The organism is Paenarthrobacter sp. CCNWLY172, assembly GCF_037402035.1.
In the GTDB taxonomy this organism is placed as follows: domain Bacteria; phylum Actinomycetota; class Actinomycetes; order Actinomycetales; family Micrococcaceae; genus Arthrobacter.
Window position 1 is genome coordinate 329,744 of sequence record NZ_JBBEGB010000001.1, and the last position, 24,370, is coordinate 354,113.

18 protein-coding genes are annotated in these 24,370 nt (G+C 63.4%); 13 read left to right on the plus strand and 5 right to left on the minus strand.

The window, feature by feature from the left end; translation table 11 throughout:
* Positions 1-2: 2 nt before the first annotated feature.
* The 5 genes from WBN73_RS01430 (at position 3) to WBN73_RS01450 (ending at position 6,034) form a co-directional block, all read left to right on the plus strand.
* Positions 3-914 (plus strand): glutaminase, encoded by a 912-nt coding sequence (locus WBN73_RS01430; protein WP_207594336.1) that lies wholly within the window; start codon positions 3-5, stop codon positions 912-914.
* Positions 915-929: 15 nt separating this feature from the next.
* The gene (locus WBN73_RS01435; RefSeq protein ID WP_337339296.1) at positions 930-1,709 is read left to right on the plus strand and encodes a DNA alkylation repair protein; all 780 of its coding nucleotides are present in this window, start codon (positions 930-932) and stop codon (positions 1,707-1,709) included.
* Between the two features lie 90 nt (positions 1,710-1,799).
* Positions 1,800-3,077, plus strand: a complete 1,278-nt coding sequence (gene cobA, locus WBN73_RS01440) for a uroporphyrinogen-III C-methyltransferase (RefSeq protein WP_207594334.1) — start codon at positions 1,800-1,802, stop codon at positions 3,075-3,077.
* Between the two features lie 20 nt (positions 3,078-3,097).
* Positions 3,098-4,564 carry an FAD-dependent oxidoreductase gene (locus tag WBN73_RS01445; RefSeq protein ID WP_207594333.1) on the plus strand — a complete coding sequence of 489 codons (1,467 nt, stop codon included), beginning with the start codon at positions 3,098-3,100 and terminating at the stop codon, positions 4,562-4,564.
* A gap of 90 nt (positions 4,565-4,654) precedes the next feature.
* Positions 4,655-6,034 carry an MBL fold metallo-hydrolase gene (locus WBN73_RS01450; protein WP_337339297.1) on the plus strand — a complete coding sequence of 460 codons (1,380 nt, stop codon included), beginning with the start codon at positions 4,655-4,657 and terminating at the stop codon, positions 6,032-6,034.
* A gap of 12 nt (positions 6,035-6,046) precedes the next feature.
* Here WBN73_RS01450 and WBN73_RS01455 read toward each other — a convergent pair whose 3' ends face one another.
* The 3 genes from WBN73_RS01455 to WBN73_RS01465 form a co-directional block, all read right to left on the minus strand.
* A complete protein-coding gene (locus WBN73_RS01455) occupies positions 6,047-6,727 on the minus strand; it encodes a FadR/GntR family transcriptional regulator (protein ID WP_337339298.1) in 681 nt (226 codons plus the stop codon).
* Complete coding sequence (locus WBN73_RS01460) at positions 6,724-8,010, minus strand: MFS transporter (RefSeq protein WP_337339299.1); 1,287 nt, start codon at positions 8,008-8,010, stop codon at positions 6,724-6,726. Before WBN73_RS01460 ends, WBN73_RS01455 begins: the two co-directional genes overlap by 4 nt.
* A 78-nt stretch (positions 8,011-8,088) precedes the next feature.
* A complete protein-coding gene (locus WBN73_RS01465; RefSeq protein ID WP_207594329.1) occupies positions 8,089-9,531 on the minus strand; it encodes a PucR family transcriptional regulator in 1,443 nt (480 codons plus the stop codon).
* Positions 9,532-9,675: 144 nt separating this feature from the next.
* On the opposite strand from WBN73_RS01465, the gene WBN73_RS01470 reads away from it, so the two are divergent.
* Positions 9,676-11,106 (plus strand): aminobutyraldehyde dehydrogenase, encoded by a 1,431-nt coding sequence (locus WBN73_RS01470; RefSeq protein WP_207594328.1) that lies wholly within the window; start codon positions 9,676-9,678, stop codon positions 11,104-11,106.
* A 46-nt stretch (positions 11,107-11,152) separates the two neighbouring features.
* Complete coding sequence (gene gabT / locus WBN73_RS01475; protein ID WP_337339300.1) at positions 11,153-12,508, plus strand: 4-aminobutyrate--2-oxoglutarate transaminase; 1,356 nt, start codon at positions 11,153-11,155, stop codon at positions 12,506-12,508.
* Between the two features lie 169 nt (positions 12,509-12,677).
* On the opposite strand, the gene WBN73_RS01480 is transcribed toward gabT, so the two are convergent.
* Complete coding sequence (locus tag WBN73_RS01480) at positions 12,678-15,206, minus strand: polysaccharide lyase 8 family protein (protein ID WP_337339301.1); 2,529 nt, start codon at positions 15,204-15,206, stop codon at positions 12,678-12,680.
* A gap of 225 nt (positions 15,207-15,431) precedes the next feature.
* Positions 15,432-16,520, minus strand: a complete 1,089-nt coding sequence (gene rarD, locus WBN73_RS01485) for an EamA family transporter RarD (RefSeq protein ID WP_207594326.1) — start codon at positions 16,518-16,520, stop codon at positions 15,432-15,434.
* Between the two features lie 117 nt (positions 16,521-16,637).
* Between rarD and WBN73_RS01490 the strand changes: the two genes are divergently transcribed.
* From WBN73_RS01490 to WBN73_RS01515, 6 genes are all read left to right on the plus strand, one after another.
* Positions 16,638-18,086, plus strand: coding sequence for an FAD-dependent oxidoreductase (locus WBN73_RS01490; RefSeq protein WP_207594325.1), 1,449 nt, complete (start codon positions 16,638-16,640; stop codon positions 18,084-18,086).
* 89 nt (positions 18,087-18,175) lie between these two features.
* Positions 18,176-19,528: a GAF domain-containing protein gene (locus WBN73_RS01495; protein WP_337339302.1), complete on the plus strand. Its 1,353-nt coding sequence runs from the start codon at positions 18,176-18,178 to the stop codon at positions 19,526-19,528.
* 96 nt (positions 19,529-19,624) lie between these two features.
* Positions 19,625-21,148 (plus strand): acetaldehyde dehydrogenase ExaC, encoded by a 1,524-nt coding sequence (gene exaC, locus WBN73_RS01500; RefSeq protein ID WP_207594323.1) that lies wholly within the window; start codon positions 19,625-19,627, stop codon positions 21,146-21,148.
* A gap of 42 nt (positions 21,149-21,190) precedes the next feature.
* Positions 21,191-22,201, plus strand: coding sequence for an alcohol dehydrogenase AdhP (gene adhP / locus WBN73_RS01505; RefSeq protein ID WP_207597620.1), 1,011 nt, complete (start codon positions 21,191-21,193; stop codon positions 22,199-22,201).
* Entirely contained in the window at positions 22,201-22,617 is a 417-nt protein-coding gene (locus tag WBN73_RS01510) for a DUF779 domain-containing protein (protein WP_207594322.1), read from the plus strand. The genes adhP and WBN73_RS01510 overlap by 1 nt, the downstream gene beginning before the upstream one ends.
* 166 nt (positions 22,618-22,783) lie before the next feature.
* Complete coding sequence (locus tag WBN73_RS01515) at positions 22,784-24,337, plus strand: amino acid permease (protein WP_337339303.1); 1,554 nt, start codon at positions 22,784-22,786, stop codon at positions 24,335-24,337.
* Positions 24,338-24,370: the final 33 nt, after the last annotated feature.

Below are 24,370 nucleotides of genomic sequence, written 5' to 3' on the forward strand. Positions count from 1 at the left end.
CCATGGATATCCAGAATCTCCTCGACGACATCGTCGGGGCCGTGCAGCCGCATGTCGGCCAAGGAAACGTGGCTGACTACATCCCCCAGCTTGGGGCCGTGGATGCCCAACAATTCGGCATTTCGGTGGCCACCCGTGACGGCGAAGTGTATTCAGCCGGAGACGCCCACGTGGAGTTTTCCATCCAAAGCATCTCCAAGGTCTTTGCGCTCGCCTTGGTGCTGGCCTTCGACGGGGACAGCATTTGGAAACGGGTGTTCCGGGAGCCGTCGGGCAACCCCTTCAATTCATTGGTCCAGTTGGAAAGCGAAGACGGCATTCCCCGAAATCCGTTCATCAACGCCGGTGCAATAGTTGTGACGGACCGGCTCCTGAGCCTGACAGGAAACGCCGCCCACGCCGTGCGGGATTTGATGCGCCAGGAGACCAGCAAGGACAGCATCGATACCGATCACCACGTGGCTGGCTCGGAACTGGCCAACAGCCACCGCAATGCTTCCTTGGCCCACTTCCTGGCAAGCTGCGGCAACCTGGAGAACCCTGTGGAGGATGTCCTGGACTCTTATGCGAAGCAATGCGCAGTGGCCATGACGTGCGAAGACCTTGCGCTCGCAACCCGGTTCCTCGCCTCCAACGGCCTGGGCGCAGACGGGACACTGCTGTTGTCACCGGCGCAGACCAAGAGGATCAACGCCGTCATGCTCACGTGTGGAACGTACGACGCCGCGGGCGAATTCGCGTACCGCGTGGGCCTTCCGGGCAAGAGCGGCGTGGGCGGCGGCATCGTGGCCGTGGTTCCGAACAAGTGCTCCATCAGCGTGTGGAGCCCCGGTCTGGGAAGGTCCGGGAATTCGGTGGCGGGTGTCGCAGCGCTGGACGAATTCACCACACGTACTGGCTGGTCGGTGTTTTAGGCGCATGATGGAGGGATGACCCCCAAGGCAGGGAAGGCACCCAAAGCGGCGTTGGCGCCGGGAACCGAGCCCACCGCCGTCGAGTTCCTCGCGCGGCTCCAAGCCCGGCAGTCCGACGTCGAGCAGGCCAAATACCAGCGCTATTTCAAGACCGGCAAGGGTAACTATGCCGAGGGCGACTTCTTCCTGGGCGTCCGCATGGGCGAGGTTTTCACACTGGCCAAGGAATTTGCAGCCATGCCACCGGAGGAGATCGAGAAGCTCCTGGAGCAGGACATCCACGAGGCCAGGGCTGGAGCCGTGAAGATCATGGCACTCCAAACGCAGAAAAAGAAGACCACGGAACAGCGGCGCCGCACCCTCTACGAGATGTACTTGCGCCGCCACGATCGCATCAACAATTGGGACCTCGTGGACCTGGGCGCGGGAAACGTGGTGGGTGGCTGGCTCATGGATAAGCCACGGGATCCGTTGTATGAACTGGCGCGCTCGGAGGATATGTGGGAGCGCCGGACGTCCATCGTCGCGACGTCGGCATTCATTCGTGAAGGCCAACTGGACGACACCTTCGTCATCGCAGAGATCCTGCTGCATGACAAAGAAGACCTCATCCACAAAGCAGTAGGCGGCTGGGTCCGCGACGCAGGGCGCAGCAGCCGCGAACGCCTGCTGGCGTTCCTGGACGAGCACGCCGCCACCATGCCTCGGACGGCGTTACGTTACGCGATCGAGCATCTGGGCAAGGAGCAGCGGGCCCACTACCTGACGCTTAAAGACAGGGTTTCCCCGAACTAGGCCGGGAATTATGTGACGTTGGATTACCCAGCGTTACCGGGTGTTTCCGAGCCTTTGAAGCATGTTACGGGGCCGCCCTACAGTTTTTTCATGGCAATACAGGACATTTACCCCACCGCGCTGCGGCTGCTTGGCCGCCCGGTGCTGGTGGTGGGCGGCGGCCCCGTCGCGGAGCGTCGCGCCAAAGGGCTGCTCGACGCCGGTGCGAAAGTTACCGTCGTCGCGCCCGTTGCCACCGAAAACCTCCACGGACTCGCCGCTTCCGGGCTGCTCAACCTGGAACAGCGCGAGTACCGCACGTCAGACCTCGACGGCGTCTGGTTCGTTCAGACAGCCACTGGCACCGCCGCTGTGGACACCCAGGTATCGGCCGACGCCGAGGCGCAGCGCCTCTGGTGCGTCAATGCCTCGGACCACGAAGCGTCAGCCGCGTGGACACCCGCCGTCGCCGTGGTGGACGACGTCAAGATCGCCATCAACGCCGGGGGAGACCCACGCCGTGCCATGGCTCTGCGCAATGCTGTTGCCACTGCCCTGGAAACAGGTGACCTGCCGCTGCGACGCCACCGTAAGCCGGACGCCGCTGGCAAGACTCCGGCTGGTTCTGTCGCCTTGGTGGGCGGCGGTCCGGGCGACTCGGGACTCATCACCGTCCGCGGTCGGCGCCTGCTTGGCCAGGCCGACGTCGTGGTTGCAGACCGACTTGGCCCGCGGGAGCTGCTGAAGGAACTTGCCCCGGACGTCCGCGTCATCGAGGTAGGCAAGACGCCCGGCCACCACCCGGTTCCGCAACTGGAGATCAACCGAATCCTTGTGGACGAAGCCCTGCAGGGTAACCGCGTGGTCCGCCTCAAAGGCGGCGACCCCTATGTCTTGGGGCGTGGTGGCGAGGAAGCAGAATTCTGCCGGCAGAACGGCGTCGAGGTTGAAGTGGTGTCCGGCGTGACGTCGGCAATCTCGGTTCCGGCCGCTGCCGGTATTCCCGTGACGCACCGTGGCTTGGCCAAGGGCTTCAGCGTGGTGACCGGCCACGAAGAGCTGTCCGAAGTCCCCGCACGCCCCGATCACACTGTGGTGTTGCTCATGGGAGTAGCGCAATTGCGTGATTCCGCGGCTGCGCTGGCAGGCTCGGGTCTGCCTTTGGACACACCAGTAGGTATCGTAGAGAACGGGTATTTGCCGGAACAGCGCGTCACCATTGGCACCTTGGGGACCATCGCGGACCAGGCAGAAGCCGTGGGCGTGGCCAATCCAGCGGTCATCGTGATCGGCGATGTTGTCCGTGTCAGCCCCTTTGCACCGCAGCACTTCAAGACCGCTGACTACAGCACTATTACTCCCAACCGTCCCCGCGTCCGCAGTAACTGAGAAGAAGAAGGAACACAGCCGTGTCAATTAGCACCCCCGTAGGTTCTGCGGACCGTCCGCTTCGCGTCGCCGTCATCGGCTCCGGCCCGGCCGGCGTGTACGCAGCTGACATCCTGACCAAAAGCGAAGCCGTCAAGAGCGGCGAACTCACCGTCAGCATCGACCTCTTCGACCGCTACCCGGCACCGTACGGCCTGATCCGCTACGGCGTTGCCCCGGACCACCCCCGCATCAAGGGCATTGTCAACGCCCTGCACAAGGTCCTGGACCGCGGCGACATCCGCTTCTTCGGCAACGTCGACTACGGCACGGACATCTCCATCGAGGACCTTCGTAAGCACTACGACGCCATCATCTTCGCCACTGGCGCCATCAAGGACGCGGACCTGAACATCCCGGGCATCGAACTCGAGGGCTCCTTCGGCGGCGCCGACTTCGTCTCCTGGTTCGATGGACACCCGGACGTTCCCCGTGAATGGCCGCTCGAGGCCAAGGAAATCGCCGTTCTGGGCAACGGCAACGTGGCCCTGGACGTGGCCCGCGTCCTGTCCAAGCACGCCGATGACCTGCTGGTCACGGAAATCCCGGACAACGTTTACGCCGGCCTGAAGAGCTCGCCCGTCACGGACGTGCACGTCTTCGGCCGCCGCGGTCCCGCCCAGGTGAAGTTCACCCCGCTGGAACTGCGCGAACTCTCGCACTCCAAGGACGTGGACATCATCCTCTACGCCGAGGACTTCGAATTCGACGAAGAGTCCGACCGCCAGGTCCAGACGAACAACCAGATCAAGACCATGGTTGGCACGCTGACCAACTGGATCGCCGAGCAGCCCGAGGACCTCTCCGAGCTCAAGGCTTCCCGTCGCCTGCACCTGCACTTCCTGCACAGCCCGGTGGAGATCGTGGACTCCGCCGAAACCCCGGGCAAGGTTGCGGGAATCAAGTTCGAACGCACTGAACTGGATGGCACGGGCAACGCCCGCGGCACCGGCGAGTTCATCGACTACCCGGTCCAGGCCGTGTACCGGGCCATCGGCTACTTCGGTTCGGCCCTGCCGGACGTCGAATTCGACCACAAGAAGGGTGTTGTCACCAACGACGGCGGTCGCGTCCTGGACGCCGACGGCCAGCACGTTCCGGGCCTCTACGCGACGGGCTGGATCAAGCGCGGGCCGGTCGGCCTCATCGGCCACACCAAGGGCGATGCCCTCGAAACCGTCACCTACCTCCTGGAAGACCGCGAGAACCTGCCGGTTGCCGAGGTCCCCGCCGCTGACGCAGTGGTGGAACTCCTTGACTCCCGCGGCGTGAAGTTCACCAGCTGGGAAGGCTGGCTGGCTCTGGACGCCCACGAGCTCGCGCTCGGTGCAGCAGCAACCGAGGCCGGCACCTCCCACGGTGTGGAGGTCAAGCGTGAGCGCATCAAGGTTGTGCCGCGTGAGGACATGGTCAACATCTCCCGTGATGGCGTAGCCGCACAGGTCTAGCTTCTGTAATGGCAGGCGGGGTCACGCACTTCACGTGTGTGGCCCCGCCGCTGCTTTTAAAGGGGTCAACCTTCAGCGGTACCCTGAACCATGGACGTCGTCGTCATCGAAACTCCCCAACTGGGGGACCGCAGCTACCTCGTGCATGACGGCACTGTGGCGTTGGTCATTGACCCTCAACGGGACATTGACCGGGTTGAAGCCGCAGCCTTGGCAGCCCGCGTCCGGATCACGCACGTAGCGGAAACCCACCTCCACAACGACTACGTCACAGGCGGCCTGGTTCTTGCCGGGAAGCACAGCGCTGACTATCTGGTGAACGCTGCCGATGAGGTTTCATTCGCCCGTGTCCCCGTTACCGACGGCCAGGTTCTCCATGTTGGCCGGCTCTTGGTAACAGTGGTGGCCACGCCGGGTCACACCCACACGCACCTCTCGTACGTGGTCCGGGATGACACGCACGACGCCGGCCGGGAGGCCGTGTTTTCCGGCGGCAGCTTGCTCTACGGTTCGGTGGGGCGGACGGACCTGGTCTCGCCGGACGACACCGCGAAGCTGGCCCACGACCAGTACTCGTCGGTCCGCCGATTGGTGGACTCTGCGGATCCTGATGCGGCGCTCTACCCGACCCACGGCTTCGGATCGTTCTGTTCCATCGGCCCCGCGAGCCACCAGGAATCATCAACGATCGGCGAGCAGGCCAAGTCCAACCACGCCTTGACGGATCCCAATGAAGACCATTTCGTCTCGGAATTGTTGGAGAACATCACGGCCTACCCTGCGTACTACGCCCACATGAGCCCGCTCAATGCCGCCGGTGTTGGCCCGGCAACCCTTGACGTTCCGGACTCAGTTGATCCTGAGGAACTGAGCCGTCGCTTGCGGGCAGGGGAGTGGGTGGTGGATCTGCGTCATCGCGTGGCCTTCGCGGACAGTCATCTTCACGGCAGCGTGAGCTTCGAGTATGGGACGGGCGACAACTTCACCAGCTACCTTGGCTGGGTGATCCCGTGGAACCAGCCGCTCACGTTGCTGGGCCCGGTGGAAGAGGTTGAAAAGGCGATCCGGGACCTGGCGAGGATCGGCATCGACAGTCCGGATGCCGCCGTCGGGCTTCACGCCAAGCCCTTGGATCTGGGTGCGTTGGCGCCCGGGTCTCCACAGGTGGGCTACCCGCACGGGGACTGGACTGCGTTGCTGAAAAGCCGGGAGCCGGAAGACATGGTTTTGGACGTCCGCCGGCCGGAAGAATTCAAGGTCTCGCATGTCAGGGGAGCGCGCAATATTCCTGTCTACGATCTGCTCGGCAGGATCACGGAGTTACCGGATGCCCGGATCTGGGTACACTGCGCCACGGGTTACAGGGCGAGTGTTGCCGCCAGCCTGCTGGACCGGGCCGGTCGGAAGGTGGTGCTGATCAACGCCAGGTTCAAGGACGCCGCAGGGGCAGGGGTCGAAACGACTCCGTAAACCGTTGCTGAGCTAACGCGGCGCCTGATCCGAGCAGTAGTCCAGGTTTCGGTACACGCTCTGCACGGCGGCATCGGGATCGTGGGCTTCCAAGGCGTCTACCAGCTCGTCATGGCCTTCGCGGGGGATGCCGTTGAAACCGCCCTTGCGCTGCTGCCGGAGGAGGTCATTGTGGAACACCCCGCCAAACGAAACATACAGCTGGTGCAGCAAAGGATTACCTGATGCCAAGGCAACCCGTTCATGAAATTCCCAGTCGGCGCTGGCCCACGTGGGGTAGTCCTCGGCCTGCCAGGCGTCATGGCGGAGCGCGAGGAGTCGGCGCATCTCGGCCAGGTCCTCGGCCGTGGCGTGCTTGGTGGCCAGGCGTGCTGCCTGCGTATCCAGGCCGAGCCGGACTTCCACTATGTGTTCCTGTGTGTGCTCCAGGTACATGCGCTGGGCTGCGCCTGACATTTCACTGTTTGCCCGAACATACGTGCCGTCTCCCCGGCGGACCTCCAACATGCCCGAGTGGGCCAGTGCCTTGATGGCTTCGCGCAGGGTTCCCCGCGAAACACCCAAGGTGGACATCAGCTCAGGCTCAGCAGGGATGCGTTCCTGGAGCGGCCATTCACCGGACTTGATCATGTCCCGCAGCTTGACGGTGATCTCCTCGGCCAGGGCCGGGCGATGCGAAGGGGTCAGGGTCATGCAGTCCTCGGTCCGGTCTTGGTGGCAGTGCGCTTGCTGGTGAGCATGTGGCAGGTAACCATGAGCGCCACGGCCACGATGGACAGCAGGCCCAGGGGCAGCACCCAGCCGCCGGTGGCGCTGTGGAGCAGGCCCATGCCAAACGGGCCGATTGCCGCAATCAAGTATCCCAGCGATTGGGCGATGGTGGACAGTGCGGTGGTTTCCGCAGTCGACCGTCCGCTGCGGCTGATGATGACCAGGACCAGCGGGAAGATGCCCAAACCAAAACCGAACAGCACCGCCGGAACAACCGCCAGTGACGTCGGCAGCCAAATCATGGCGGCAATCGCCAGCAAAGTGGAGCTGCTGGCCAGGTAGAGGGCGGGGCGGAGCATGCCGGGCCGGGAGCCGAAGGCGAGCAGGATCATGCCGGCGGCCACGGAGACCAACTGCATCACGCCGAACTGCAGGCCGCTCTCAGAGGCGCTGAGGCCTTGGGAGGTCAGGATGTAGGCGAACCAGCTCATCACTGCGTATGCCAGGAAAGCCTGGAAGGTGAAGATCGCGGTAATCAGGATGCCCAGCCGGGTGCGGAGCAGCGGCCACATGGAGACCCGCGGCCGATCAGTCTTGGTGGTGTTCCGGTGGGTGTGCAGGACTATCGGCAGGAAGCCGAGGAGGGCTGCGACACCCAGCAGGCCCCAGGCAGCCAGACCCATGGAGGGTGACCCGAGTTCCTGCGCCAAGGGAACGCTGACGACTGCGGCGAAGGTGGCGCCACCGGACATGGTGAAGGTATAAAGGCCGGTCATCATGGAGGTGCGCTCGGAGTAGTGCTCGCGGATGAATGACGGCATGGCCACGTTGCATACTGCCAGTCCGGACATGGCCAGGACGGTGCCACCGAGGAGGGCGCCCGTCACCGGAACGCCACGCACCAGCAATCCGCCGGCCAGCAGCGCTAAAGCAATGGCGATGGCTTTCTCCACGCCGACCCGCCGAGTCAGCCAGGACGTTCCCATGCCCGCGACGGCGAAGCACAAAAGCGGAATGGAAGGCAGGATGGAAGCCACCAAGGCCCCATACCCCAGGACCTGCTGCAGTTCGTGGAACAGGGCTGCGGCGCTGGTGATGCCGGCCCGCAGGTTCAGGCCGATGAGCACCACGGCAATAATGCCGACGACGGCGACGACGCGCGTCTTGGGGACTGCCGGGCTTGCCGAAAGCCCGGGCGTCACCTGGGCAGGGCTAACAGTAGGGATGTTTCCAGTGCTGGGGGTAAGAGGAGTCGTCGCGGCCATACCTAAAGGTTAGACGTTTGACGTCTAATGTCTAGAGTTATGTGGCGAAGCTCTCCGCATATGGTCGCGGGAGGCGTTTCAGCGCGGGTTGCGCGAGCCCAAACGCTGCACCGCCAAGGCCAGCCACAGCTGCACACGGTCCGGCGTTTGGGAGGGGTCGTAGCCCGTCAATTCGGTGATCTGTGCAAGGCGGTACCGCACTGTATTCCGGTGCAACGTCAGGGCTTCCGCCACTGCAGCCACTGACCCGTTGTGGTTCAGATAGCTTTCCAATGTGGCCACCAGTTCGGCCCCGTGGGCGGCGTCGAACTTCCGCAGTGGTGTGAGGGACTCGCTGGCCATGTCCGCGAGAGGAACGTCCTCGCTGGCCAGCAACAGGGATGTCAGGCTGAGGCGTTCCGGCTCGTTGACCGGCAAGCCGTGCGCCACGGCGTCGCGCGCCTCAAAGTAGCTCCATCGCAAACCGTTCGGCTTGGTGTAGGCGCCGCCGATGCCGATCACGGCATGGATTCCGGCCTCCTGAAGATGATCGCTGAGGCTCTTGGCCAAAGCCGTGGCGGAACTGCCGTCATCGCTGACCACCGTGACCAGGTCCTTTCCGACGACGGCGCTGACGCCCGCTTCAAGCGCTTGGGGCAGCGAAATGCTGACCAGTTGCTTGTGGTGTGCGGTGGATTCGGCAACAAGCACGACGTTCTTCCTGGTGCTGTTGATGCCAACGCCGGCCAAGCGGCGGGCGGCCTCGATGGTTTCCAGGGTGCCGTGGATAACATCGTCCAGAACCTGCCCGGCCATGGCCCGTTGGGACTGGCGCTGCTTGACCATGTTATTGAGCTCAACGCTGATGAGGTTCTGCGCGTAGCTGACGATTCCGGAGTCCACAAAGGGCTGCCTGAGCCAAAGTGTGCAGGCGTCCCTGCGGCCGGTGGGAATCGGATACGACGCCCAGCCATCCGCCGTCGGGGCCGGCTTCCCGGCCACGCTGTTGTAGAGCTGCGCGCTGAACTGGGTGAGCACAACCTCAGTGCGGAGCATACTTCCCAGCTGTTTGAGGAGTTCGTTCAAGCCGCCGCCGGTGAGGAGCGAGCGGGCCAGGATCTGGTGTCCGGCCAGGAGTCGTTCCAAATTGGAATAGTGGTCCGCCGAGTGCGACTCCGCCACGAGCTTTCCGATGGCGATGAAGGGGATTTCGTAGGGCACCTGCACGAGCGGGAGGCCCCAGCGGTTGGCTTCGGCAATGAGGGCTTCCGGAACCGCCTCGTGCGTGAGGCCGATGCCGAAACCGATGCCCACGGCACCTGCGCGCTGGACCTGACGGACAAAGCGCCGCTGGTCGGCAGCGCTCTTGAGGCGCAACCCCGTGGTGAGGACCAGTTCCCCGCCGCTGAGGAAGCGCTGTGGGTCCTCCAATTCCGTCACGGCAACCCAGCTGATGTCCTGGTTCCACGTTGTCTCGGCGAGGCCGGCTTGGCGGAGTTTCAGGGAGGGGACAGCGACGAGGGAAGCGAGGGACATTGCCATGCTTAAAAGCGTAACCCGGGGCTGGTCAAGCGCACTAAGCCGGGGGTTGTTGTGTGTGCAGCTGACTATTCCTTGCACCCCCTCCCTGGCATAGGCTCTGATCAGCTAAAACCCATGCCCAGACACCGAAAGAGGTTGCACACCGTGGTTCAAACCTTGCAGAACTTCATCAACGGCGAATTCGTTACGCCGGCAGGTACGGGTCTTCTGGACATCGTGAACCCCACCAATGGGGAAATCGTTGCCAAGTCGCCGATTTCGGTGCAGGCCGACGTCGATGCCGCCATGACCGCAGCGGCCGACGCGTTCAAGACCTGGAAGCACGTTACCCCCGGCCAGCGCCAGCTTATGCTGCTCAAGCTTGCCGACGCAGTGGAGGCCAACAGCGACGAACTCGTTGAGGCCCAGCACCGCAACACCGGACAGGTGCGCTCCTTGATCGCCTCCGAAGAGGTCGCCGCAGGTGCAGACCAGCTCCGCTTCTTCGCCGGCGCTGCACGCATCATGGAAGGCAAGTCGGCAGGCGAGTACTTCGAGGGCCACACCTCCTACGTACGCCGCGAACCGATCGGCGTCGTAGCCCAGGTTGCTCCGTGGAACTACCCGTTCCTCATGGCCATCTGGAAGATCGGCCCCGCCCTGGCTGCCGGCAACACCGTTGTCCTCAAGCCCTCCGACACCACTCCGGAATCCACCCTGGTACTGGCACGCCTCGCCGGTGAGATCTTCCCGGCCGGCGTCCTCAACGTCGTCCTCGGCACCGGTGAAACCGGCGCCATGATGGTGGACCACAAGGTCCCCGGCCTGGTCTCCATCACCGGTTCCGTCCGTGCAGGCATCGCCGTGGCAAGCGGCGCAGCCAAGGGCCTCAAGCGGGCACACCTGGAACTTGGCGGCAAGGCTCCGGCCATCGTCTTCAAGGACGCCGACATCAAGAAGAGCGCCGCGGCCATTGCCGAGTTCGCGTTCTTCAACGCCGGCCAGGATTGCACCGCCATCACCCGCGTGCTGGTGGAAGACTCCGTTCACGACGACGTCGTGGCAGCCATGGTGGAACACACCAAGACGCTGCACACCGGTTCGCAGAACGACGAAGACAACTACTTCGGCCCGCTCAACAATGTGAACCACTTCAACGCCGTCACCTCCGTAGTGGAGCACCTCCCGGCCAACTGCAAGATCGAAACCGGTGGCCACCGGGCAGGCGAGAAGGGCTTCTTCTTCGAGCCCACCATCATCTCCGGGGCCAAGCAGACCGACGACATCGTGCAGAAGGAAACCTTCGGTCCGGTCATCACCGTGCAGAAGTTCAGCACTGAAGCCGAAGCACTCGAGCTGGCCAACGACGTCGAATACGCCCTGGCGTCCAGCGTCTGGACCACCGACCACGGTACGGCCATGCGCATGAGCCGCGACCTGGACTTCGGTGCAGTCTGGATCAACACCCACATCCTCCTGACGGCAGAGATGCCGCACGGTGGCTTCAAGCAGTCCGGCTACGGCAAGGACCTCTCCATGTACGGCGTTGAGGACTACACCCGCATCAAGCACGTGATGAGTGCACTCGACGCGTAGCGCGTTCGCCCCACCCGTACGAATTTCCCAGAAAGGCAACCACCACATGACCACCACCGCGAACGAACTCTCGTACCGCATCGAGCAGAAGCGCAACATCAACGGCGCCTTCCCCGGCCCCAAGTCGCAGGCACTGGCAGAGCGTCGCTCCGCCGTCGTAGCTGCCGGCGTCGCCTCGGGCGTCCCCGTCTACGTTGAAGACGCCGACGGCGGCATCATCCGCGACGTCGACGGCAACTCCTTCATCGACCTGGGCTCCGGCATCGCCGTGACCAGCGTCGGCGCGTCCGACCCCGCCGTCGTTGCCGCTGTCCAGGAAGCTGCCGCGCACTTCACGCACACCTGCTTCATGGTGACCCCGTACGAGGGCTACGTTGCAGTTGCCGAGCAGCTCAACCGCCTCACCCCGGGCGACCACGCCAAGCGCACCGTGCTGTTCAACTCCGGCGCTGAAGCCGTGGAGAACGCCGTTAAGGTTGCACGCCTGGCCACCGGCCGCGACGCCGTCGTAGCTTTCGACCACGCGTACCACGGCCGCACCAACCTGACCATGGCACTCACCGCCAAGGCCATGCCGTACAAGACCAACTTCGGCCCGTTCGCGCCCGAGGTCTACCGCATGCCCATGAGCTACCCGTTCCGTGAAGAGAACCCGGAGATCACGGGTGCCGAGGCCGCCAAGCGCGCCATCACCATGATCGAGAAGCAGATCGGTGGCGACCAGGTTGCCGCGATCATCATCGAACCCATCCAGGGCGAGGGCGGCTTCATCGTTCCGGCCGAAGGCTTCCTCCCGGCACTGTCCACATGGGCCAAGGAAAAGGGCATCGTCTTCATCGCCGACGAGGTCCAGTCCGGCTTCTGCCGCACGGGCGAATGGTTCGCCGTTGACCACGAAGGTGTTGTCCCGGACATCATCACCATGGCCAAGGGCATCGCCGGCGGCCTCCCGCTGTCCGCGATCACCGGCCGCGCCGACCTGCTCGACGCCGTCCACCCGGGCGGCCTCGGCGGCACCTACGGCGGCAACCCGGTTGCTTGCGCAGCAGCACTGGCAGCCATCGACACCATGGAACAGCACGACCTCAACGGCCGCGCCCGCCACATCGAAGAGCTCGCCTTGGGCAAGCTCCGCGAACTGGCTGCTGAAGTTTCCGTGGTGGGTGACATCCGTGGCCGCGGCGCCATGCTGGCCATCGAGCTCGTTCAGTCCGGCTCCAAGGAACCGAACGCAGAGCTCACCAAGGCTGTAGCTGCCGCTTGCCTCAAGGAAGGCGTCATCATCCTGACCTGTGGCACCTACGGCAACGTGATCCGTCTGCTCCCGCCGCTGGTCATCAGCGACGAACTGCTGATCGATGGCCTCGAGGTTCTCGCAGCCGCCATCAAGGCACACGCTTAAGTCTTCACGCTGTAGACAGGAGGAGGGCCGGGATTTCCCGGCCCTCCTTTTGTGTCTCTGCGCCGAGATCGCGGGAGCGCGTCGTGTTCGCCGGAGCTTTCCGGGCGTGTTGGCGCCGTTCCCGCGATCTCGGCGCTGGGAACACTGAACGCTCGACGGCGGATCGCGCCTAGCTGCCCAGCGTCAGGTTTTTCTGGTGGCCGTGTCCGTCGAGTTGGACCTCGATGACCAGCGGATTGGCGCTCACCAGGGACACCCCGGCATCGGAATCCACCAGCGTGGACCTCGCCGAGTCATCGAGAGTGATCCGTACTGAAGATTGCGTCCGGGACGGGTCTGCCACGGACAAAGTGAGCTTGTCCCCGGACTGCATCGCGGCCACCGTGCACGGCGCGGACGCTGTGTATCCGCCGGCGGAACCTGTCGCGAAGAAGTTGGCCATCACCAGCTTGTCCTTGGCCACTTCCACCATCTGGACCCCGGCAGAGTTGGCCAGGACCTTCACGTCGGGGTTTGCGGACTGGGAGAACGTGGTGGAGTGGCCTGCTGCCGGCAGGACCATATACGCGTAGCCGGACGCCACCGGGTCTTTGCCATGGCGGTGAGTGATGGTCACATAATCCCGCGAGACGGGATCGGTGGTGCCGCCGGTGTCTGCCCCTGAATTGACGTCGAACCAGCTTCCCGTCCGGCTGACGACGGCAACCTCGGGTGTTCCCGAAACGCCGGGTGCGTCGAGGAACACGTAACCTCCGTGGCCTTCGAGGTGCACGGAACGCTCCACGACAACGGGTGTATCACCGGCGCCCATCCGACGATTTCGGGAATCGGTCCTCACAGCCGGCACTGAACCTGCGGCGAACGACCTGTTCTCCACAGTGGTCATGACTGCCGTACCTCCCGTGCCGGTGATGCCCGCGCCGAGGCAGACCACCGCGTCATCCAGGAAGAACCACGACTTCCGGCCGGAAAGCGTCTTGTTGTGGTTGAGGTGGTCCATGCCGATCACACCCCAACGGCCGTCTACTGTGAGGCCGCCGGCGAAGGCTTGGAAGGCGCGGGGGATCCCGGTCCCTGCTCCCCCTGCACCGCTCGCCCGGACCTGGTCATTGACGGTGGTCCCGGGCAGGGCATAGGGGTCCACGGTGGGCCAGAAGTCAGCGCTGAACTGGGACGGATCGGTTCGCGTGTACAGGAAGGTCATGCCATCACCCTGGTACCAGCCGAGGTTGTTCTCGCTGTTGCCCCATTCGTAGCGGCCGATCCTCTTGGAAGAGAGGTTCACCGTGCAGCCCCACTGGGGGCGGTGATGGACCAGTCGGTCCTGGTCGGCGAACATGCGGCTGTAGACGGGCGCCGGGACAGCGACTACGGCGGAATCGGAGAGGACGCCCAGGGACAGCAAGGACTTTGCCAGGCTCTGCGTCGGATGCCCCACGAGTTTCTGGTCCGCGCAGCGTTCCAACCAGCCCTTGGCCAGAGCCAGGAATCGTGAACGGTAGGGCTCGTCGCAACCCGGTGCCAGCAACAGGACCGCAGAGATGAGTCCGAACCCGCTGACGTAGTCGGGTTCGCGCTGACGGGAGACCGCACGCCCCCGGATGGTGTCCATGATGCGGCCGTCCCACACGAACGGGGCGTAGGTGTCCTCCACGGCGTCCAAGAGTACGGAACGTTTGGGGTCGTTGATTGCCCAGGTGCTGCCTCCCAACATTGCGATGATCTCGGCGATCCCTGCCAAGGCCACCACTCCGTATGTTCCTGCGTAGGGGAGGTAGGAGTGCTGAACGTAGGAACCATCAGCGTAGAAGCCGTCACCACTGGTCACGTAGGTAAAGACGCTGTTGGTCCCGCCGCGCACGGTATCGCTCAGGGCGTCCCGGCCCAGCGTGATCTCGTCCGCCCTGTTGTCCAGTATGCCCCGCATGGAGCAGGCCAGTGACTTGTCCACCCGGTTGGCGCCGGTTTCTGCCAGGGATGTAGCACGGCCGCGCCAGTTGGGGTTGGGGGCGAACCAGCGGACGGCTGCCAGCAGGGATGTCCGCAAGGCTTCCGGGACTTCCGCATGAAGCAGCGTCAGGATGTCCACGGTCTTGCGGGGGACGCCAATCTCCCAGAACCACCAGTTCCCTGCTGCTTTGATGGACGGCTTGTACGCAGTGCTGCTGAGAAGTTGAAGCCCGGCAACAATGTCTGCGGCCAGCTCAGGGTTCCCTGCGTAGGGGTTGCCCTGGACCGCGTATCCAAGTGCCATGTCGTAGAGCCGGTTGAAGTGCAGGCCCATGTTGCCGGTAGCTGCGGCGGACTGTCCGATCCCGGTCAAAGGGATGTCGCTCCACAGCGACGTTCGTGCAGCGGTCTTGTCCATGGACGTCCACCACTTTTCGGCGGTCTTGCCCATTCCTTCAAGCTGGGCAGCGAGTTCGGGGATGTCTGCTGCGCTTCGGCCACCTGTCAGCACCAGGCGCCTGCGGTTGATGAGCTCCAGCAACCCTGGATCGGAGGCCGCAAAAGACGGTCCGGCGTGGGAAAGAAGTGCACCCGCGAGGGCGGCCGCCCCTGCGGTTTGGAAAAGGGTCCGGCGGCTCATAGTGGGTCCGTTGAAGTTCAAAACTGCTCCGTTCAAGGCTGCGGCCCGGAACGCCACCCCACCCAACAGATATGCGACGGCGGTCTCCCCAGCGATGGGAAGGGCCACGACAAGCAGCTAAGAGGGCGACCAGGCGTTGAAGGCGAGAGGTGGACGTGGTGGGGAAAGTTTCCGCTACCTTATGTCCGAGTCCCGGCTCTCTCAACAGAAATGAACAGAACTGCACAGCCCGTGATGTGGCCAAAAAGCGAGTTCGCGGGAACCGTGCCAGTTCGCCGGGAAACTTCCGGCGAGTTGGCAGGATTCCCGCGATTTGGCGGACTGTCCTCGCGCTTACGCGGCAGCCAGTCGGGCCTTTTTCTTCAGCACCGAGTTCTTTCGGGTGGTGCGGAGCATGTCGATGGTGAGCAGGATCAGGGCCAGCCACACCACACAGAAGCCGATCCAGCGGGCCGTGGTCATGGTTTCGTTGAACACCGTCAGGGCCACGACGAACTGGAGGACCGGGGCAAAGTATTGCAGCAGGCCGATGGTGGTCATGGGCAAACGGCGGGCTGAAGCACCGAAGAAGAGCAGCGGCACGGCCGTGATCACACCGGAAGCCACCAGCAACCAGAAGTGGCCGGCGCCCATGGTGGTGAGTGTTTCAGCGCCTGTCACACCCAGGACCACCATGGTGATGGCCGCGAATGGAGCCAGGACGACTGTCTCAACGCTCAGGCTGGTGAGGGCGTCCACCTTAGGTCCCACACGCTTTTTGACGAAACCGTACAGGCCGAAGCTGAAGGCCAGGATCAGGGCGATCCACGGGAGTTGGCCGTAGGAAAAGGTCAGGACTCCCACTGCAACGAAGCCGATACCCACCGCTGCCCACTGCAGGGGACGCAGCTTTTCCTTGAGAACAAAGACACCCAGGAGGACTGAGACCAAGGGATTGATGAAATAGCCCAGTGACGTCTCAACGGCGTGGCCGGTGGTGACCCCGAAAGTGTAGGTGAGCCAGTTGATGGCGATCAGGCCCGCTGCCAAGGCCAAGGGGCCGAACACGCTACGGTCCTTCACCGCGGCACCGAAAACCCGCCATGCCCGCGTGATGGTGATGAGCAGCGCACAGAAGAGCAGGGACCAGACGATCCGGTTGGCCACGATCTCGATGGCGCTGGCCGGCATCAGGACGAAGAAGTACAGAGGAAGAAGGCCCCACAGGCCGTAGGCGCCTATACCGAAGAGGATGCCCGCCGTCGACTCACTGCGTACTGGCTTGCCGGAACCCTTGCCAAGTTTGCCGACGCCGCCGGTACTTTGCCCGCCGCCCCCGGCTGTCGTCGTCGTGGGCTGGCTTGTAGTGGGAGAGCTGGCAGCTATCTGATCCGGAGTCGACACATTGTCGGCAACACCACCTAGGCACGCAATATTCCGCAATCTTGGTGAATTTCCGTGACTCCTGCCATATAAGCGGCCGGGCGTGGGGTGGACATCTAGAATTGGAACCTGCGCGCCCCAACAACGGCGTGGCTCACTGCTTCGGAAGGGCTAACGGTGTCCAACTCAGCCGCAACCACCCCCCAACGTCCACTTCGCGTTGCCATTGTCGGCGCAGGTCCCGCAGGTGTTTATGCCGCGGACATCCTGACCAAATCCAACGAGGTCAAGGACGGCGATGTGGAGGTCAGCATTGACCTTTTCGAGGCGTACCCGGCGCCCTACGGGCTGATCCGCTACGGCGTGGCTCCCGATCATCCGCGCATCAAGGGCATCGTGAACGCGTTGCACAAGGTCCTGGACCGCGGTGATATCCGGTTCCTGGGAAACGTGACCTACGGCAGGGACCTGACGCTCCACGATTTCCGGGCTTTCTACGATGCCGTGATTTTCTCCACGGGCGCCATCAAGGATGCGGACCTGAACATCCCGGGGGTCGAGCTGGAGGGCTCCTTCGGCGGCGCGGACTTCGTTTCCTGGTACGACGGACACCCGGACGTTCCCCGGGACTGGCCCCTTGACGCCAAAGAGATCGCGGTCATCGGCAACGGCAACGTCGCTTTGGACGTGGCCCGGATGCTGGTCAAGCACCCGGAGGAATTGCTGGTCACGGAGATCCCGGACAACGTCTTCGCCGGGCTGAAGAAGTCTCCGGTCACCGATGTCCACGTCTTCGGCCGCCGTGGCCCTGCACAGGTGAAATTCACCCCTTTGGAACTGCGCGAACTGTCCCACTGCAAGGACGTGGACATTGTCCTGTACCCGGAGGACTTCGAGTTTGACGCGGCCTCGGATGAAGCCATCAAGTCCAACAACCAGATCAAGACCATGGTCAACACCATGACCAACTGGCTGGTGGAAGAGCACACCGAATCCGAGCAGCCCTCCTCCCGACGCCTGCACCTGCACTTCCTGCACAGCCCAGTGGAAATCCTGGACTCGCCGGAAACTCCCGGCAAGGTCTCGGGGATCAAATTCGAGCGCATGCAGCTGGACGGAACGGGCAACGTCAAGGGAACGGGTGAATTCATCGAGTACCCGGTGCAATCCGTCTACCGTGCCATCGGATATCACGGTTCCCCTCTGGAGGAGCTGGAGTACGATGCCCGCCGCGGCGTCATACCGAACGACGGCGGTCGCGTCCTGGGTGCCGACGGCGAGCCCGTACCGGGAATCTATGCCACAGGCTGGATCAAGCGCGGACCGGTTGGACTGATCGGCCACACCAAGGGTGATGCCTTGGAGACCATTGGCTTCCTTCTGGAAGACAGGCTCAACCTGCCCCCGGCCGAAAACCCGGATCCGCAGGCGATTATCGATCTCCTTGAGGAGCGCGGGATCGAGTACACCACCTGGGAGGGCTGGAACCGGCTCGATGCCCACGAGGCTGCGCTGGGTGCCGCGTGGACTTCCGGGGGAGGGCCCGACAGCGAAGGTGACGGCGTGGTCCGTGAGCGCATCAAGGTTGTTCCGCGCGAGGAAATGATCCGCATCTCCCGCGGCTGACATTCTCCCTTCCCCGAACTAGACTTCACCGTACTGTCCCGCCCACCACACGTGCAGAGCACCGTTAGTGCGGACTACCAGGGAGTTCGATGAGGAATCCAATCCATCCGCCTGTTCCAGGCAGCGAGGCCGCGGCGCTGGTGCAGAAGCGTGCCTTGATGGGCCACGAGCGCTTGGACTCCCTCCGTCCCGGAACCACGGCAGCCACCCAGGACATCTCAGGCCTTCGCCGCTTGGTGCGCGAGTCCTGGCAGCGTTCGGCCAGCCTGCAAGCCAACCCCGACGTCGCAGAGGCTCCCCTCGCGATGGACCAGGACGAGCTGGAGGAATACCGCCGGCAGCATCCGCTGGCCACCATCATGCCCGTGATCAAGAAGCTGCTGGTCCAACCCAGCCATGACAGCGGCCTGTTGGTGGCGGTGGGCGACGACGTCGGCCGGCTCCTGTGGGTGGATGGCGACCCGGTGATGCAGCGCCGCGCTGAAAGCATGATGTTCGTGGCCGGCGCCGACTGGTCCGAGGCTTCCGTGGGCACCAGCGCACCCGGCACGGCACTCGCCTTGGACCGAAGCATCCAGATCTCCGGTGCTGAACACTTCAAACGCTCCGTCCACCCGTGGAGTTGCACCGCGGTTCCCTTCCACGACCCCGATTCCGGTGCCGTGCTGGGCGTCGTGGATATCACGGGCACCGAAACCGCCGTCGCCGCGCACACCCTCTCCCTGGTGGAGGCCACGGTCGCCGCTGCGCAGGCCCAGTTGCGGATCGAACGCCTGACGCTGGCCGCGGCCGTCCGCGAGAAACCACGACGCCGGAGCGCAGCCGCCACCTCCGGCCATGCCCTGTACCGCAACAGCCTGCAACTGTTGGGCCGCGACCAGGCCCTTCTCAGCATCGACGGCCGGACCGTGTCCCTTTCCGCGCGGCACAGTGAAATCCTGGCCATCCTGGGCAGCCATCCTGACGGGCTCAGCGCTGAGGACCTCTGCGCCCAGTTGTACCCCGGAGACGGCTACTCGGCCACGTTGCGGGCCGAGATGGTGCGCCTCCGCAAAGTGATCCAGGAGCTTAGCCCGGACGCGGTTCCTGAATCGCGTCCATACCGGCTCCCCGTGGAGTTGCTTCCCGACTCCGGCCAGGTGCTCAACTGCTTACAGCGTGGCGCCCACCGCATTGCCCTGGAAATCTACAAAGGTGCGGTCCTGCCACGCTCGGAGGCGCCCGGCGTCGTGCAGTTGCGTGAGCGGGTTTCGCATCTGCTGCGTGAGGCGCTGCTCAGCGACGGCAGCGTTGATTCGCTCCTGAAGTACGCTGAGCTGCCCGAGGCGAAGTACGACGTCGACCTCCGCCTTGCGGTGCTGAAGCTGCTGCCGCCGCGCTCGCCCAAGCGGGCCGCCGTCGTCGCGGATCTTGAGCGGATCGAAACGGAACTCAAAGCGTGAGCTGACTCACATGGTTGCAACGTAGCTGCAACCTCCCGACTCCTAGGCTCGGATCAATGGCGACAGCCACCGTGATTCGCAGCAAAGGAGCTAGCAATGACTGTTTACGCACAGCCGGGTGCCGAGGGTTCGAAGGTCACGTTCAAGGACCGCTACGAAAATTGGATCGGCGGCGAATGGGTTGCCCCGGTCAAGGGCGCTTACTTCGAGAACATCACACCGGTTACGGGCAAGGCCTTCTGCGAAGTTGCCCGCGGCACCGCCGAGGATATCGAGCTGGCGCTGGACGCCGCCCACAAGGTTGCACCCTCATGGGGCAAGACCTCCGCCACCGAGCGAGCAGCCATCCTGAACAAGATCGCCGACCGCATTGACGAGAACGTGGAGCTCCTCGCAGTTGCTGAAACCTGGGACAACGGCAAACCAGTCCGCGAGACCCTTAACGCCGACATCCCGTTGGCAGCGGACCACTTCCGCTACTTCGCCTCCGCCGTCCGGGCGCAGGAAGGCCACCTGTCCCAGCTGGACGAGGACACTACGGCTTACCACTTCAAGGAGCCGCTGGGCGTTGTTGGCCAGATCATCCCTTGGAACTTCCCCATCCTCATGGCGGTCTGGAAGCTGGCACCCGCGCTCGCCGCCGGCAACGCCGTGGTGCTCAAGCCCGCCGAGCAGACGCCGACGTCCATCCTGGTCCTCATGGAACTCATCGGAGACCTCCTTCCGGCCGGCGTGGTGAACGTCGTGAACGGCTTCGGTGTTGAGGCCGGAAAGCCGCTGGCTTCCAGCTCCCGGATCCGCAAGATCGCTTTTACGGGTGAGACCACCACTGGCCGTTTGATCAGCCAGTACGCGTCGAACAACCTCATTCCGGTCACGCTGGAACTGGGCGGCAAGAGCCCGAACATCTTCTTCGATGACGTCGCCGACCAGAACGATGCCTTCTACGACAAGGCCCAGGAAGGGTTCACGCTCTTTGCCTTCAACCAAGGCGAAGTCTGCACCTGCCCATCCCGCGCCCTGGTCCAGGAAGGCATCTACGACTCCTTCATGGCCGACGTCACGGCCAGGACCAGCAAGATCATCCAGGGCAACCCGCTGGACACCGACACCCAGGTTGGAGCCCAGGCCTCCAACGACCAACTGGAGAAGATCCTGTCCTACATCGACATTGGAAAGCAGGAGGGCGCCAAGGTGCTCACCGGTGGTGCCCGGGCGGAGCTTTCGGGTGACCTGGCAGGCGGCTACTACGTGCAGCCCACCATTTTCGAAGGCCACAACCGGATGCGGATCTTCCAGGAGGAGATCTTCGGCCCGGTGGTGTCCGTCACCAAGTTCAGCGACTACAACGACGCCATCGGCATCGCCAACGACACTCTCTACGGCTTGGGTGCCGGAGTCTGGTCGCGCAATGGAAACGTCGCCTACCGCGCAGGCCGGGAAATCCAGGCCGGCCGCGTGTGGGTCAACAACTACCACGCCTACCCGGCAGGGGCTGCGTTCGGCGGCTACAAGTCCTCAGGTATTGGCCGTGAGAACCACGCCATGATGCTGGACCACTACCAGCAGACCAAGAACCTCCTGGTCAGCTACAACGAGAACAAGCTCGGCTTCTTCTAAACCGTCTTGTCTACCGATCAAAGGAGATCGTCAATGACCACCATGCAAGCTGCAGTCGTCACCAAGTTCGGTACCGACCTCGAGATCAAGGAAGTGGAAAGGCCGACGCCGGGTCCCGGCCAGGCGCTGGTCCGCCTCATCACCTCGGGGGTATGTCACACCGACCTGCACGCCGCCGAAGGCGACTGGCCGGTCAAGCCGACGCCACCGTTTATCCCGGGCCATGAAGGTGTGGGAGAAGTAGTGGCCCTCGGCGAGGGTGTCACGGATGTTGCTGTCGGCGACCTGGTGGGTAATGCCTGGCTCTGGTCTGCCTGCGGTGACTGCCAGTACTGCCGGACCGGGTGGGAAACCCTGTGCGAGTCCCAGCAGAACGGTGGCTACAGCGTGGATGGCTCGTTCGGTGAGTACATGCTGGTAGACACACGCTTTGCCGCTCGGATTCCGGAGGGCTCGGACCCCGTGGAAGTGGCGCCCGTACTGTGCGCCGGCGTCACGGTCTACAAGGGCCTCAAGATGACGGAAGCCAGGCCGGGACAATGGGTCACTATTTCCGGGATCGGCGGACTGGGCCACATCGCGGTTCAGTACGCGGTGGCCATGGGGCTTCGCGTGGTTGCCGTGGACATTGCCGACGACAAGCTGGCTCTGGCCCGCGAGCACGGCGCCGAACTGACGGTCAACGCCCTCCACGAGGACCCGGCGGAAGTCATTCAGCGGGAAACCGGAGGTTGCCACGGAGTCCTGGTGACGGCTGTGCACCCGTCGGCCTTTGGACAAGCGATCGGTATGGCTCGTCGTGGCGGAACGATCGTCTTCAACGGGTTGCCACCAGGAGACTTCCCGGCGCCCATCTTTGAGATCGTCCTCAAGGGCCTGACCGTCCGCGGCTCGATCGTGGGCACAAGGCAGGATCTTGAAGAGGCGCTGGAATTCTACGCCCAGGGAAAGATCAAGCCAACGGTCTCTACCCGGGAGCTCTCCGAGGTCAACGCGGTCTTTGACGAGATGAAGCACGCCAAGATCGACGGCCGTGTGGTGCTGAAGTTCTGATGAATCCCAACGGCTTGGAAGCCGCGGTGACGCTGCCCGGGGAAGACTTCTCCCGGGTGGCGCTCACTGCGGTGTCCGTGGAACTGCTCCGTAAGCTTTGGGACCAGCACGGGCCTCTCATGTTCCATCAGTCGGGCGGCTGCTGCGACGGCTCCGCCCCCATGTGCTACCCGGCGGGGGAGTTCCTGACCGGCGACTCCGATATCCTCCTTGGCAGGTTCGACATTGGAATCGGCGGCGAGCCACAGCCTCTCGAGTTTTGGATGTCCAAGGAACAGTTCAACTACTGGTCCCACACCCACCTCACCGTAGATGTGGTTCCGGGCCGGGGGAGTGGGTTCTCCGTTGAGTCTCCGGAAGGGAAGCGGTTCCTGATCCGTTCAACCCTCATGGACTGGGACGTGCCCAGCATTTAGGGTGGCTGGCTGGTGTGATCGACGCTACGTGCCTTCATCACACCAGCCACACCTGTCACGGGAATTGCGTAGGCGTCTCACTATCTGGGATAAATATGGCCGTCCATTGGCCGGACACTATTCTTGATGAGTCCTATACCACTCCCATCCAGAATGTGGCATTTTTATGAACATTTTCAGGACCAAGTCAATCGAGCAGTCGATCGCCGATGCCGACGAACCCGGTCGCAAGCTCAAGCGCAGCCTGAGCACCTGGGACCTCATGATCATGGGCGTCGCCGTTGCTGTCGGCGCCGGTATCTTCTCCGTCGGCGCCAAGGCCGCTGCCAACTTTGCCGGCCCCGCCGTCACCCTTAGCTTTGCCATTGCAGCTGTCACCTGTGCTTTGGCCATCATGTGCTACGCCGAGTTCGCCACGGCGATCCCTGTGGCAGGCTCCGCCTACGTCTTCACGTACGCCACCATGGGCGAAGTCCTTGCGTGGATCATTGGCTGGAACCTCATCCTTGAACTCTTCACCGCCGCAGCCGTGATCGCCAAGTACTGGGGCATCTACCTCAGTACGGTCTTTGGCTTGATGGGCGTAGAGATGCCACCGTCAATCCAGGTAGCCGGCGTTGACCTCTACTGGGGTGCGTTCCTCATTGTTGCGATCTTCACCGTGCTGCTGGTGCTGGGGACAAAGCTGTCCGCCCGCGTCGGCAACGTCTTTACGTTGATCAAGATTGCAGTGGTGCTGTTCGTGATCGTGGTTGGTTTCAGCTACGTGAAGTTCTCCAACTACACCCCCTTCATTCCAGCCTCCGAGCCCACCGACTCCGGCGCCGCCGACGTTATGAAGCAGTCCTTCTTCGGCTTCCTCACGGGCGCCGCTCCGGCCCAGTATGGAACCCTGGGCGTCTTCGCCGGCGCAGCCTTGGTCTTCTTCGCCTTCATCGGCTTCGACGTAGTGGCGACCTCCGCGGAAGAGGTCAAGAATCCGCAGAAGACCCTTCCCCGGGGCATCTTCGGTGGCCTTGCCGTTGTGACGCTGCTGTACATCCTGGTCTCCCTTGCGCTGACTGGCATGGTTTCCTACACACAATTGGCCGAGGTGAAGAACCCCACCCTGACCACAGCTTTCGAAGCCGTGGGCAACACTGATGCTGCCAAGATCATCGCCTTCGGTTCCCTGGTGGGCTTGACCACCGTGATCATGGTGCTGCTGATGGGCCTGTCCCGCGTGGTCCTGGCAATGAGCCGCGACGGACTCCTGCCACGTTCGCTGTCCAAAACCAGCGAAAAGCGTTCCACGCCGGCCCGTTTGCAGATCATCTGCGGTGCGGCCGTAGCCCTGGTGGCCGGCGTAACGAAGGTGGACCTGCTCGAGGAAATGATCAACATCGGAACGCTGTCTGCGTTCGTGATGGTGAGCCTGGGCATCCTGGTGCTGCGCAAGAAGCGCCCGGACCTCAAGCCCGCCTTCCGCGTTCCGTTCGGCAAGGTCTTGCCGTGGGTCTCAGCAATCCTCTGCCTTTACCTGATGACAAACCTGGCTGTGGAAACCTGGATCTTCTTCGCGATCTGGCTGGTCATTGGCATGGTCATCTACTTCTCCTACGGCCAGCGCCACTCACGGCTCAATGAGAAGTTCGCTGCGGCCAAGGCCTCCGTGAACGGTGCTCCCGGAAGCCGCCAGGTCGACGGCGACGAGGACGAAGACAGCTACACGAAGGTCTAAACCAATCGCGGCAGCTTGTCAGACAGCTGCACT